This window comes from Microbacterium sp. CH1 (genome assembly GCF_001595495.1).
Classification (GTDB): domain Bacteria; phylum Actinomycetota; class Actinomycetes; order Actinomycetales; family Microbacteriaceae; genus Microbacterium.
In genome coordinates this window covers 515,787-528,701 of the sequence record NZ_LOSO01000015.1, presented here as the reverse complement: position 1 = coordinate 528,701, position 12,915 = coordinate 515,787, and the positions used below count along the sequence as shown (strand labels likewise).

12 protein-coding genes are annotated in these 12,915 nt (G+C 72.6%); 10 read left to right on the top strand and 2 right to left on the bottom strand.

All coding sequences use genetic code 11. From position 1 onward, the window contains the following. Positions 1-28: 28 nt before the first annotated feature. Entirely contained in the window at positions 29-2,155 is a 2,127-nt protein-coding gene (locus AUV07_RS10860; protein WP_062635991.1) for a RecQ family ATP-dependent DNA helicase, read from the bottom strand. An 89-nt stretch (positions 2,156-2,244) separates the two neighbouring features. Here AUV07_RS10860 and AUV07_RS10855 point away from each other — a divergent pair, with 89 nt between their 5' ends. The 8 genes from AUV07_RS10855 (at position 2,245) to AUV07_RS10820 (ending at position 9,039) form a co-directional block, all read left to right on the top strand. Next, positions 2,245-2,664: a pilus assembly protein CpaE gene (locus AUV07_RS10855; protein WP_025103831.1), complete on the top strand. Its 420-nt coding sequence runs from the start codon at positions 2,245-2,247 to the stop codon at positions 2,662-2,664. A gap of 87 nt (positions 2,665-2,751) precedes the next feature. After that, positions 2,752-3,747 carry a 1,2-phenylacetyl-CoA epoxidase subunit PaaA gene (gene paaA / locus AUV07_RS10850; RefSeq protein WP_062635990.1) on the top strand — a complete coding sequence of 332 codons (996 nt, stop codon included), beginning with the start codon at positions 2,752-2,754 and terminating at the stop codon, positions 3,745-3,747. After that, positions 3,747-4,052, top strand: coding sequence for a 1,2-phenylacetyl-CoA epoxidase subunit PaaB (gene paaB, locus AUV07_RS10845; RefSeq protein WP_062635989.1), 306 nt, complete (start codon positions 3,747-3,749; stop codon positions 4,050-4,052). Before paaA ends, paaB begins: the two co-directional genes overlap by 1 nt. 158 nt (positions 4,053-4,210) lie before the next feature. Then, positions 4,211-4,993, top strand: a complete 783-nt coding sequence (gene paaC / locus AUV07_RS10840) for a 1,2-phenylacetyl-CoA epoxidase subunit PaaC (protein ID WP_062636094.1) — start codon at positions 4,211-4,213, stop codon at positions 4,991-4,993. After that, positions 4,987-5,490, top strand: coding sequence for a 1,2-phenylacetyl-CoA epoxidase subunit PaaD (gene paaD / locus AUV07_RS10835; protein WP_062635988.1), 504 nt, complete (start codon positions 4,987-4,989; stop codon positions 5,488-5,490). The genes paaC and paaD overlap by 7 nt, the downstream gene beginning before the upstream one ends. Next, entirely contained in the window at positions 5,490-6,653 is a 1,164-nt protein-coding gene (gene paaE, locus AUV07_RS10830) for a 1,2-phenylacetyl-CoA epoxidase subunit PaaE (protein ID WP_062635987.1), read from the top strand. Before paaD ends, paaE begins: the two co-directional genes overlap by 1 nt. 9 nt (positions 6,654-6,662) lie before the next feature. After that, positions 6,663-7,433 carry an enoyl-CoA hydratase/isomerase family protein gene (locus tag AUV07_RS10825; protein ID WP_062635985.1) on the top strand — a complete coding sequence of 257 codons (771 nt, stop codon included), beginning with the start codon at positions 6,663-6,665 and terminating at the stop codon, positions 7,431-7,433. A 67-nt stretch (positions 7,434-7,500) separates the two neighbouring features. Then, positions 7,501-9,039 carry an ATP-dependent DNA ligase gene (locus tag AUV07_RS10820; RefSeq protein ID WP_062635983.1) on the top strand — a complete coding sequence of 513 codons (1,539 nt, stop codon included), beginning with the start codon at positions 7,501-7,503 and terminating at the stop codon, positions 9,037-9,039. Here AUV07_RS10820 and AUV07_RS10815 read toward each other — a convergent pair whose 3' ends face one another. Continuing rightward, entirely contained in the window at positions 9,040-9,549 is a 510-nt protein-coding gene (locus AUV07_RS10815; protein WP_062635982.1) for a phosphoribosyltransferase, read from the bottom strand. 160 nt (positions 9,550-9,709) lie between these two features. Here AUV07_RS10815 and AUV07_RS10810 point away from each other — a divergent pair, with 160 nt between their 5' ends. Both AUV07_RS10810 and AUV07_RS10805 read left to right on the top strand, forming a co-directional pair. Further along, positions 9,710-11,446: a thiamine pyrophosphate-binding protein gene (locus AUV07_RS10810; protein WP_062635980.1), complete on the top strand. Its 1,737-nt coding sequence runs from the start codon at positions 9,710-9,712 to the stop codon at positions 11,444-11,446. Between the two features lie 26 nt (positions 11,447-11,472). Then, positions 11,473-12,321, top strand: coding sequence for a PhzF family phenazine biosynthesis protein (locus AUV07_RS10805; RefSeq protein WP_062635978.1), 849 nt, complete (start codon positions 11,473-11,475; stop codon positions 12,319-12,321). Positions 12,322-12,915 lie beyond the last annotated feature (594 nt).

The following is a 12,915-nucleotide window of genomic DNA, read 5'->3' as shown; positions in this document are numbered from 1 at the left end:
CGGGCGCGTCCACCCTCGATCCCGGCGGTCAGCCGCGCAGGGCGAGTGCGAACGGCAGCACGGCCGTGGCCCCGGCCTGCCGCACCGCGCGCGCCGCGACCGTCAGGGTCCAGCGACTGTCGATGAGGTCGTCGACGAGCAGCACCGGGCCGGCGGGTACCTCGAGATGCGCCGCGTCGAAGCGGTCCCACACCCCCGCGAGCCGGAACACGCTGTTCCCGCCCGCCTGCCCCGAAGGCCCTCCGCCGCGCCACTCCAGCGCGCCGAGGTACGGCAGCCGCCCGATCTCGGACAGCCCGCGGGCGAGGGAGTCGACGAGCTGCGGATGCGACCGCGACGGCATCGCGACCACAGCCACCGGCCGCTCCGCCCAGTCCCACCCCGCGAGCACGCGCACGCAGGCCTGCAGCAGCGCCGGGCTGATCGGCGCGTCCGGGGCACCTGCCGCGAAGATCTCGCGCAGCGTGCCGCCCCAGCCGAGGTCGGTGAGCCGGGCGAGGGCACGCCCCTCATCGGCCTGCTCTCCCGCGGGGATACGGCCGCGCACCGGCACGTCGAGGCGGTCGGCGCCTGTCGGCCACGCGCGACGCGGCTCGACCGGCACGCCCACCCGGTCGAGGGAGGCGGCCGCCTGCGCGCTCGCCGTCTGCGCGACCTCCGCCGGGAACCACACGCCCGCGCAGTTGTCGCACCGGCCGCACGGAGCCGCGGTGTCGTCGTCGAGGGCCCGCTGCAGGAAGGCCATCCGGCAGCCGTCCGTGCGCTCGTACTCGAGCATGTGCTCCTGCTCCGCCACCCGCTCGGCGGCGATACGCTCGTAGCGTTCGGCGTCGTACGTCCACGGCTGTCCCGTCGCGACCCACCCACCCTGCACGCGACGCACGGCACCATCCACGTCGAGCACCTTCAACAGCAGCTCGAGGGGCGTGCGGCGGATGTCGACGAGTGCCTCCAGTGCCGGCGTCGAGATCGGCCGGTCGCCGAGCGCCGCGATCACCCGTTCCGCACGCTCCCGATCCGGCATCGACGCGGTCGCGAAGTAGTGCCAGATCTCACGGTCTTCGACACCGGGGAGCAGGAGAACGTCGGCGCTCTCGCTGGCACGCCCCGCTCGTCCCACCTGCTGGTAGTACGCCACGGGCGAGGACGGCGCGCCGAGGTGCACGACGAATCCGAGGTCCGGCTTGTCGAACCCCATGCCGAGGGCGCTGGTCGCGACGAGGGCCTTCACCTCGTTGCGCTTGAGCATGCCCTCCGACTCCGCACGCTCCTCGGGGTCGGTCTGCCCCGTGTAGGCGCGCACGTCATGGCCGTGATCGCGCAGGAACCGTGCGGTGTCGACCGCAGCCGCCACCGTCAGCGTGTAGATGATCCCGCTGCCGGGGAAATCGTCGAGGTGGCTGAGCAGCCAGGCCAGACGGCTCGCCGAGTCCTTGAGGCGGAGCACCCCGAGCCGCAGCGAGGTGCGGGCGAGCGGCCCCCGGATCGTGAGCACGGGCACCGCCTCCGCTCCGCCCGCGCCACTCGGCAGCACCCCGAGCTGCTCGGCCACGTCGGCCACCACACGGGAGTTCGCCGTCGCGGTCGTCGCCAGCACCGGCACGTCGGCGGGCATCTGCGCGATGAGGTCGCGCAGTCGGCGGTAGTCCGGACGGAAGTCGTGCCCCCAGTCGCTGATGCAGTGCGCCTCGTCGACGACGAGCATGCCGAGCCGCGCCACCAGCGCGGGCAGCTGCTCCTCGCGGAAGGCGGGGTTGTTGAGCCGCTCCGGCGAGACGAGCAGCACGTCGACGTCGTCTCCGGCGAGCCGCTCCTGCACCTCGGCCCACTCGTGGGCGTTCGTCGAGTTGATCGCCACGGCGCGCACGCCCGCGCGCTCGGCCGCGGCGATCTGGTCGCGCATGAGCGCCAGGAGCGGGGAGACGAGCACGGTCGGGCCGGCTCCCTGCCGGCGGCGGAGCAGGGTCGCGACGAAGTACACCGCCGACTTCCCCCACCCGGTGCGCTGCACCACGAGCGCGCGGCGACGCCCCTCCACCAGCGCCTCGATCGCCTCGAACTGGCCGTCGTGGAAGTCGACGTCAGGACGGCCGACGAGTTCGCCGAGGGCGGCGCGGGCGGCCTCGCGGAGGGGAACGGCGGTCGGAGAGGTCATGCCCTCCACTCTGCCGCAGACCTCGGACAGGACTCCGCCCGCCGCCCGCTCTCGGTGGATGACCGGTGGGAAGGCCGTAGCGTGGAGGAATGATCACCCGCGAACTCGCCGTCGCGCTCCGCGATGCCGGCCTGAACTGGAAGCCCGCGGAGGGTGACCGGTTCCAGCTCGATCTGCCCGACGAGGTGGAGCTGGAGGCCGAGGCCGACGTCTTCACGGTGAGCGCGATGACCATCGAGGCGCGGCAGACGCCGGCCGGCACGGACCTCGCCTTCAACGGCACGACGGAGTGGGCGCTCGACGCCGTGACCCTCGCCGATGCGGTGTGGCTGCCGCGCGAGGACCAGCTGCGTGACCTGCTCCGCGGGACGTTCCGCGCCCTCACCCGCCTCCCCGACACGTTCCGCGTCGAGATCGAGCTCGGCGGCGCTCCCCTGCTGTTCGAGCACCCGGACCCGGCGGAGGCCTACGGCCGCGCGCTGCTGGCGCTGATCTCGCGCTCCCGCTGACACGCCCTGTTGAATCGGGCCGTCGCGTGTGTCAGAATTACCTAACGATCGGTCAGTAAAGAAGGACCGGAGCCCGAGGAGTCGACGATGACCAGTCCCGCAGACCTGTCCCTCGTGGACGGCGAGACCTCCGACGAGGAACGCCTGTTCGACGAGCTGATCGCGAACGAGCAGCGCATCGAGCCGCGCGACTGGATGCCCGAGGCCTATCGCAAGACCCTCATCCGGCAGATCTCCCAGCACGCGCACTCCGAGATCATCGGCATGCAGCCCGAGGGCAACTGGATCACCCGCGCCCCGAGCCTCAAGCGCAAGGCGATCCTCATGGCGAAGGTGCAGGACGAGGCCGGGCACGGGCTCTACCTCTACTCCGCCGCGCAGACGCTCGGCATCACCCGCGACGAGATGATGGAGCAGCTCATCTCGGGCAAGGCGAAGTACTCGTCGATCTTCAACTACCCCACCCCGACCTGGGCCGACATGGGCGCGATCGGCTGGCTCGTCGACGGCGCCGCGATCTGCAACCAGGTGCCGCTGTGCCGCGCCTCCTACGGTCCCTACGGGCGCGCGATGGTGCGCATCTGCAAGGAGGAGTCGTTCCACCAGCGCCAGGGGTTCGAGATCCTGCTCTCGCTCATGCGCGGCACCGACGAGCAGCGGCAGATGGCACAGGACGCGGTGGACCGCTGGTACTGGCCGAGCCTGGCGATGTTCGGGCCGCCCGACGACCAGTCCCCCAACTCCGCCCAGTCGATGGCGTGGAAGATCAAGCGCTTCTCCAACGACGAGCTGCGTCAGCGGTTCGTCGGCATGCTCGTGCCGCAGGCCGAGATCCTCGGCGTCACCCTCCCCGACCCCGACCTGCGGTTCGACGAGGAGACCGGTCGCTACGAGATGGGCGAGATCGACTGGGACGAGTTCTTCCAGGTGCTGCGCGGCAACGGCCCCTGCAACGCCGAGCGTCTGGAGCGCCGCCGCACGGCGCACGACGAGGGCGCATGGGTGCGGGAGGCCGCCGCGGAGTACGCCCGCAAGCAGCACTCCCGCCCGAGCCGGGAGCGTGTCGAAGGGGCGGTGGCGTGATGGCGACCCCCGGACACGTCGAACACGAACCGTGGCCCCTGTGGGAGATCTTCGTGCGGGCGAACCGCGGACTGAGCCACGTGCATGTCGGCTCGCTGCACGCCCCCGACGCCGACATGGCCATCCGCAACGCGCGCGACCTCTACACTCGCCGGGGCGAGGGCGTGTCGATCTGGGCGGTCCCGGCCGAGGCGATCACCACGAGCGACCCCGACGCCAAGGGGGCGTACTTCGAGAGCCCGGCCGGCAAGAACTACCGGCACGCGGTGTACTACACTGCCTCCGAGGGGGTGCCGCACCTGTGACCCTTCGACAAGCTCAGGGACCCGGCTCCGCTCAGGGACCCAGCTCCGCTCAGGGACCCAGCTCCGCTCAGGGACCCAGCTCCGCTCAGGGACTCGGCGATGCTCAGGGAGCCGGCGACGTCCACGGGGAGGCGCACGGCGACGTCTCCGTCGACGAGCTGCGGCTCAGCGAGGAGCTCGCGGGCGCCGGCACGACCGCGGCGAGCGCCGACATCGCCGAGTACGCCCTGTGGCTCGGCGACGACGCCCTCATCCTGTCGCAGCAGCTCGGCGCCTGGATCTCCCGCGCCCCCGAGCTCGAGGAGGACGTGGCGCTCGGCAACATCGCCCTCGACCTGCTCGGCCACGCGCGCTCCTTCCTGCACTTCGCGGGCACGTGGGACGGCCGGTCCGAGGACGACCTCGCGTACTTCCGCGACGAGCCGGAGTTCCGCAGCGCCTGGATCGTGGAGCAGCCGAACGGCGACTTCGCGCAGACCATCGCGCGCCAGCTCGTCGCCTCGGTCTACCTGGTGGAGCTCTACGCCGCCCTCCGCGCGAGCTCCGAGCCCACGTTCGCCGCGATCGCGGAGAAGGCGCTCAAGGAGGTCGACTACCACCGCGACCACGCCGTGCAGTGGTCGCTGCGCCTGGCGGGCGGCACGGAGGAGTCGCGGCGGCGGATGATCCGCGCCCTCGCGGATGTGTGGCCGTACGTCGACGAGCTGTTCCGCGACGAGCCGCTGATCGACCGGCTCGGCGACGTCGCCGTGCGCCCGTCGACCCTCCGCGCTCCGTTCGACGCGGTCATCGCCACCGTGTTCGCCGAGGCCGAGCTCACGGTGCCGGAGGTTCCGGCGTCGTCGGCGGGCGGCCGGAACGGCGCGCACGCGACCCCCTTCGGCCACCTCCTCGCCGAGATGCAGGTCCTGGCGCGACGACACCCGGGGGCGTCATGGTGACCCGGACCGCCGCCGACGCGGAGGCCCAGGCCTGGCGGATCGCCGCCGGCGTGCCGGACCCGGAGGTGCCGGTGCTCACGATCGAGGACCTCGGCGTGCTGCGGGCGGTCGAGCTCCGCGGCGAGCGCGTGGTCGTCGACATCACGCCGACCTACAGCGGGTGCCCGGCCATGGACACGATCCGCGACGACGTGGTCCTCGCTCTCACGGCCGCCGGGTTCGCCGACGTCGAGGTGCGGCTCGTGCTCTCCCCCGCGTGGACCACCGACTGGATGAGCGACGCCGGGAAGCAGAAGCTCCGCGAGTACGGGATCGCGCCGCCCAGTGGCCGCGCGGCCGTACCCGCCGGTCCGATCCGGCTCGCCCTCAGCGTGCGCTGCCCCCGCTGCGGCTCGCTCGACACCCGGGAGGTCTCCCGCTTCGGCTCGACCTCGTGCAAGGCGCTGTACGAGTGCCGTGCCTGCCTGGAACCCTTCGATCACTTCAAGGTGCACTGATGTCGCTGTTCTCCCCGGCTCCGGCGACGACGCCGGTGCCCTCCCCCGCCTCCCCCGCCCGCGCGCGGAGCCGCGCCCGGTTCCACACGCTCACCGTCGAGGAGGTCCGCCCGCTCACCGAGGACTCCGTCGAGGTGACCTTCACGGTGCCCGCGGAACTCGCCGACGACTACGACCACCTCCCCGGACAGTACGTGGCGCTGCGGACGATGCTGGACGGCGTGGAGGTGCGGCGTTCCTACTCGCTGTGCCGGGCGCCCGAGCACCGCACCGACGGCATGCCGACCCGTCTGAGCGTCGCCGTGAAGCGCGACGAGGGCGGGACGTTCTCCACGTGGGCCCAGACCGGCCTGCACCCGGGCTTCCGCATCGACGTCATGAGCCCCCAGGGCACGTTCACCTCCGGCCTCGACGACCTGGACGAGAAGCACGTCGTCGGCATCGCGGCCGGCTCCGGGATCACGCCGCTGATGGCCCTCGCGCATACCGTGCTCTCCCGGTCGCAGACCTCGCGGTTCACGCTCCTCTACACGAACCGGTCGACGCTGGACGTGATGTTCCTGGAGGACCTCGCCGACCTCAAGGACCGCTACCCGACGAGGCTCACGCTGCACCACGTGCTGTCCCGCGAGCAGCGGACCGCGCCGGTGCTCTCCGGCCGCATCGACGAGCCCAAGCTGCGGACGATCCTCGACGCGCTGATCGACCCGGCCGACGTGGACGAGTGGTTCCTGTGCGGACCGCTCGCGCTCGTCGACCTCTGCCGGGAGGTGCTGGCCGACGTGGGCGTACCCCGCGAGCACGTGCGCTTCGAGCTGTTCACGACCGGCGACGAGCCGGTGCGGGCCGCCCGGCCGGTCACGGTGCGCTCGGGCGAGAAGACGGTACGGATCGAGGTGAACCTCGACGGCGTGTCCTCGACGGTGGAGAGCCCGGTCGCGGCGCGCGAGTCGGTGCTGAACGCCGCGCTGCGGGTGCGGCCGGACGCGCCGTTCGCGTGCGCGGGCGGCGTCTGCGGCACCTGCCGCGCGCGCGTGCTCGAGGGCAGCGTCACGATGACCGAGAACTACGCCCTGGAGCCCGACGAGCTGGAGCGCGGCTACGTGCTCACCTGCCAGTCCCATCCCACCAGCGACCGCGTGGTCGTGGACTACGACGTCTGAGGAGTCCTGATGATCGATCTCGCCATCGCCGACGACGTCGCCACCGTGGTCCTCGACGCCCCCGCGAAGCTCAACGCCTTGGACGAGGCCGCCCTCGCGGAGCTCGACGCCGCGTACCGGGAGGCCGAGGCCGCCGGCGTGCGCGCGCTGCTGCTCCGCGGTGAAGGGCGCGCGTTCTGCGCCGGTCGGGACATCTCCGCCGTCGATCCGCGCGACGACGACGTGCTCGGCTATCTCGGCGGGCGGGTGACACCGCTGCTGCAGCGGATGTCCCGCTTCCCCGCGCCGACGTTCGCCGTCGCCCACGGCGCCTGCCTGGGCGTGGGACTCGGGCTGCTCATCGCGACGGATGTCGTGTACGTCGCGGAATCGGCGAAGATCGGCTCCCCGTTCGCGGCGCTCGGCGCGACCCTCGACTCCGGCGGGCATGCGCTGTTCCTCGACCGGCTCGGCCCGCACAAGACGCTCGACCTCATCTACACCGGCCGGCTCATGAGCGGCACGGAAGCCGTGCGCTCGGGGCTCTTCTCCCAGGTCCTCCCGGACGACGAGGTGCTCGCCTCCGCGACAGCCGCTGCGGGGAAGGCCGCCCACGGCGCCACGGCCGCCTTCCGGGCGAGCAAGGACCTCATCGCCCGCATCCGCGACGAACGCCTCACCCTGTGGGAGTCCATCGACGTCGAGAACGCGGCGCAGGCCGCCCTGTGCGACACCGAGGACTACCGCGAGGGCTTCGCCGCGTTCCAGGAGAAGCGGAAACCGGAGTTCCGCGGGCGCTGACGCCACGGCCCGGTCGTCGCTGTCAACCGTCTCGTGCGGTGTCCGACCCCGGTGGGAGGATGCCCGCATGCTGCTCTCGGAGCTCGTCACCACCACCGACCAGGTCGCCGCGACCTCGTCCCGTCTGGCCAAGATCGAGGCGATCGCCGCGCTGCTCCGCAGGGCCGACGTCGACGACATCGCCCCTCTCGTGGGGCTGCTCCTCGCCACGCCCCGCCAGGGTCGCCTCGGCGTGGGCTGGCGGGGGCTGACCGCTCTCGCGATCGAGCACAGCGCGACCTCGACCCTGACCATCGCGGAGGTCGACCACGCCTTCGACACCCTCGCGCACACGTCCGGCTCCGGATCGGCCGGTGTCCGCAGCGCGCTCCTGCACGATCTCGCCGCCCGCGCGACGGCTCCCGAATGGGACTTCCTGACCAGGGCCATGCTCGGGGAGCTCCGCACCGGAGCGCTGGGCGGCGTGCTGCTCGACGCGATCGCCCGTGCCGCAGAGGCTCCGGCCGCGACCGTGCGACGGGCCGCCATGCTCTCCGGCGACCTCGGCGAGACGGCGCTGCTCGCGCTCACCGGTGCCGAGGGAGCGCTCGACGAGGTCGGGCTCCGGGTGGGTCGCCCCGTGCTCCCGATGCTCGCGGCCACCGCGCCGACGCCCACGGCCGCCCTCGAGATCACCGGACGCGCCTCGGTCGAGTACAAGCTCGACGGCGCGCGCATCCAGGTGCACCGCCGCGGCGATGAGGTCGGCATCTACACGCGGAGCCTCGCCGACGTCACCCACCGCCTGCCCGAGATCGTCGAGGTCGTCCGCGGCCTTCCCGCGCAGGAGGTCATCCTCGACGGCGAGACCCTGGCGCTCGACGAGGACGGCGGTCCCCGGCCGTTCCAGGAGACGATGTCCCGGTTCGGTGCGGATGCCGCGCGCGAGCTCGCCCTGCGGCCCTGGTTCTTCGACGTCCTGCACGTGGACGGCCGCGACCTGCTGGACGAGCCGCTGTCAGTACGCCAGGAGGTCCTGGCCGAGGTCGCCGGCGAGTGGCGCATGCCCGGCATCGTGACCGACAGCGCGGAGGAAGCCGAGCGCCTATCCCGCGAAGCCCTGGCGGCCGGTCATGAGGGCGTGCTGGTGAAGGCCGTGGATGCGCCGTATGCCGCCGGTCGCCGCGGCAAGTCCTGGGTCAAGGTGAAACCGGTCCTCACGTTCGACCTCGTCGTGCTGGGCGCCGAGTGGGGGTCGGGGCGACGGCGCGGATGGCTGTCGAACCTGCACCTCGGCGCGCGGGACCCGGATGGCGACTTCGGCGACCCCGGCGGCTTCGTGATGGTGGGCAAGACGTTCAAGGGCCTCACCGACGCGCTGCTGCAGTGGCAGACCGACGAGTTCCCGGCGCACGAGACCCATCGCTCCGCGTCGACGGTGTTCCTCCGGCCGGAGCTCGTGGTCGAGATCGCGATCGACGGCGTGCAGCGGTCCCCGCGTTACCCCGGCGGCCTCGCCCTCCGCTTCGCCCGGGTCAAGGGGTATCGCCCGGACAAGACCGCTGCGGAGGCCGACACGATCCAGACCCTCCTGGCCCTGCGGCGCGGCGCGGCGGACGACGCCTGATCAGGCCGTGGGCGGCAGTCCCTCGTCCTCCTGACGCACGGTGCCGCGGAACGACCAGGGGAAGTCGATCCAGAGGTCGGTGTCCTTCCACGCGAAGTCCGGCTGGATGATCGTCGAGGGCTTCGTGTAGACGGTGACGGAACGCACGTCGGCGCCCTTCTCCTGCAGCAGCTGCACCGCGAGCGCCAGCGTGCGACCGGAGTCGGCGACATCGTCCACGAGCAGCACGCGGCGGCCGTCGAGGTAGGCCATGTCGAGCTCAGGTGGCAGCACCTCCGGGGCGTCCCGCACGGTGCCGATGCCGGTGTAGAACTCGACGTTGATGGCGCCGCAGTTCTTCACGCCGAGTCCGTACGCGATGGCGCCGGCCGGGAGCAGGCCGCCGCGCGCGATCGCCACCACGACCTCCGGCTCGAAGCCCGTCGCGATGATGTTCCGCGCCAGATCGCGCGTCGCCGCGCCGAAGCCGTCCCACGTGAGCGTCTCGCGCTCGATCGATGCATCCGTCATCGGTCCATTCTCGCGCATCCGCTGCGTCCGGGCCGCCGCTAGACTGAGCAGGTCCGGCCCCGCCGGTGCCTGAAAAAGAGGCACGAAGCACCTCGCATCGCCGCGAGGGCGAGACACATACGGATCCCCCTTCTCCGTCCCTGTCTCGAAAGGCTTCTCCATGCCCTCCGTCTCCGCGCACGTCGCCCTCACCCTCGCCCAGCACGTCGATGCCGTCTTCGGTGTCATGGGCAACGGCAACGCCTACTTCCTCGACGCCCTCGAGACGCAGACCGACGCCACCTTCACCGCCGTCCGTCACGAGCAGGGCGCGGTCGTCGCGGCCGATGCGCACTTCCGCGCCTCCGGCCGCATCGCCGCGGGCACCTCCACCTACGGCGCCGGCTTCACGAACACGATCACGGCGCTGGCCGAGGCCGTGCAGGCGCACGTGCCGCTCGTCCTCGTCGTCGGTGACGAGCCCACATCGGGGCCGCGGCCGTGGGACGTGGACCAGATCGCTCTGGCCTCGGCGGTGGGCGCGCGCACCTACACCGTCGGGCGGACGGATGCCGCCGCGACCACCGTCATCGCCGTCGAGCACGCCCTCACCTATCGTGTGCCCGTCGTGCTGGCCATCCCCTACGACGTCGCCGCCCTCGAGGCCGGCGCGGTGCCGACGGCCCCGGCTCCCCGGCTCCCCGCGCCGCTCGCCCCGCGCGGGGACTTCGCCGAGGGCATGCTGGATGAGATCGCCGCCGCCCTGCGCGACGCCGAGCGTCCGTTCCTCCTCGCCGGGCGCGGGGCGTGGCTGGCCGGCGCGGGCGAGGCTCTCGGCGCCCTCGCCGCGCAGACCGGGGCCCTCACCGCCTCCTCCGCCCTCGGCCGCGGCATCTTCCCGGACGCCCGGTACGACCTCGGGGTCACCGGTGGCTTCGGCGCCGAGGGGGCGATGGAGCTCGTGCGGACCGCCGACGTCGCGGTGGTCTTCGGCGCGAGCCTCAACCAGTTCACGATGCGCTTCGGCGACCTGTTCGCCCCGGGCACCCGGGTGTACCAGATCGACACCGCTCCGTCCGCGACCCACGCCCACGTCGGCGGCTTCGTGCGCGCCGACGCCCGCCTCGCCGCCGAGGCCCTCGTCACCCGCCTCTCCTCCGGCTCCTCCGGGCACGACTTCGGAGATGCCGTCGGACTCGCCGAGGCCGTCCCCGACTCCGGCGGCGTGTCGGGCGCGGACTCCGCAGTTGTGCCCACCCGCCCGTGGCGGGAGACGGTCGATGTCGCCGCGGCCCGCGCGTACGAGCCCGGAGACGAGCTCGCCCCGGACGGCCGCCTCGACCCGCGTTCCGCCGCGCGCCGGATCGCCGAGCTCCTCCCCGACGACCGCGTCGTGGTGTCGGACGGCGGGCACTTCATCGGCTGGGCGAACATGTACTGGCCGGTCGCCGCGCCCGACCGGATGATGATGATCGGCACCGCGTTCCAGTCGATCGGACAGGGCTGGCCCAGCGTGGTGGGTGCGGCCCTCGCCCGTCGGGACACGACCATCGTGCTCACCTCGGGCGACGGCGGCGGGCTCATGGCGATCGCCGACCTCGAATCGGCCGTGCGGGCGGCGGGCGGACGCGGCATGGCCGTGGTCTGGAACGATGCCGCGTACGGGGCCGAGGTCAACCTCTACGGGCTGAAGGGCCTGGCCGAGGGTCCGATGCGCATCCCCGAGGTCGACTTCGCCGCGTTCGGGGCGGCGGTCGGTGCGGAGGGCATCGTCGTGCGGACGCTGGACGACCTGGATCGCCTCGCTGCGTGGGCCGAGGAGGACCCGGCGACCCGACGCTTCCTCGTCCTCGACCTCCGGATCTCCGGCGACGTGATCGCGCCGTACCAGCAGGAGATCATCCGCGTGAACTCCTGACCCGTGCGGGCCGATAGGCTCCCGGAATGACGGATGCTCATGAGGTCCTGCGCTACAGCGCCTTCGCCGCGACGCCGGACGGCGGCAACCCCGCCGGGGTCGTCTTCGACGCGGACGGGCTCGACGAGGCGGACATGCAGCGGATCGCGGCCGAGGTCGGCTACTCGGAGACCGCGTTCGTGCAGGACGCCGCGGCGAACGGCTCCCGTTTCCGCGTGCGCTACTGGTCGCCGGCTGCGGAGGTGCCGTTCTGCGGGCATGCGACCGTCGCGACCGCGGTGGCCCTCGCCGAGCGGCAGGGTCCGGGGACGGTCGTGTTCGCGACCGCGGCCGGAGACGTGTCGATGGAGTCCTTCGCGGACGCGGACGGCCGGGTCACGGTGTCGTTCACGAGCGTCGAGCCGGAGGTGCGCGACCTCGACCCCGTCGTGCGTGACCGCCTCCTCGCGCTGCTGGGGATGGAGCCGGCCGATGTCGACCCGCGCTTCCCGGTCCGCGAGGCGTTCGCGGGCAACTGGCATCCGATCGTCTTCGTCGCCGACCGGGAGCTCTTCCACCAGTTCCGCTTCTCCCCCGCCGAGGTCGCCACTCTCATGCGCGCGCAGGGCTGGCACGGCACGGTGACGGTGCTGCACGCCCAGGATCCGGCCGAGATCCAGGCCCGCAACCTCTTCCCCGTGGGGCGCATCACGGAGGATCCGGCGACAGGGTCCGCGGCCGCTTCGGTCGGCGCCTATCTCCGCGCCCAGGGCTATCCGGGCGACGCCGTCCGGATCCATCAGGGCGCCCACGTCGGTCGCCCGAGCGAACTCCGCGTCGCGATCCCGTCCACCGGCGGCCTCGTCGTCTCCGGCGGAGCCACCCGCCTCCCCTGACCTCCGGACGTCCCTCATCCCGGACCGCCTGCACGACCCGGTTCCGTCTGCACGACCACACCCCACCCCTCGTCGTGCATCCGTCGCCCGGTCGTGCACCCGTCGCCCGACTCCGGACCTCCCCGACAGGCACACCCGCACGACCCGGTTCCGCCCGCACGACCCCGGGCCGCCCGCACGACCCGGGGCCGCCCGCACGACCCGGGGCCGCCCGCACGACCGATACCCGCCCTCGGTCGTGCATCCGTCACCCGGTCGTGCATCGGTCGCGGCCGACGAGACATCGACCGCCCGGGCACGACATACGGCACGTGGGCATGACGCACAGGAGGACGATCCGGTGACGGGTGCACGACCACGACTCACCCCAGGTCGTGCACTCGTCTCCAGGTCATGCATCCGTCACCCGGTCGTGCACTCGTCCCCAGTCGTGCCACTCCGCCCCGACAGGGGACCCGCGTCCCGAGCCCGCCTACACCTGCACGACTCCGTTCCATCTGCACGACCAGACACTGTCGCCGGTCGTGCATCCGTCCCGAGGTCGTGCATCTGTGACCGCACACGACCCCGAGCCCCCGGAACCGAACCAGACCC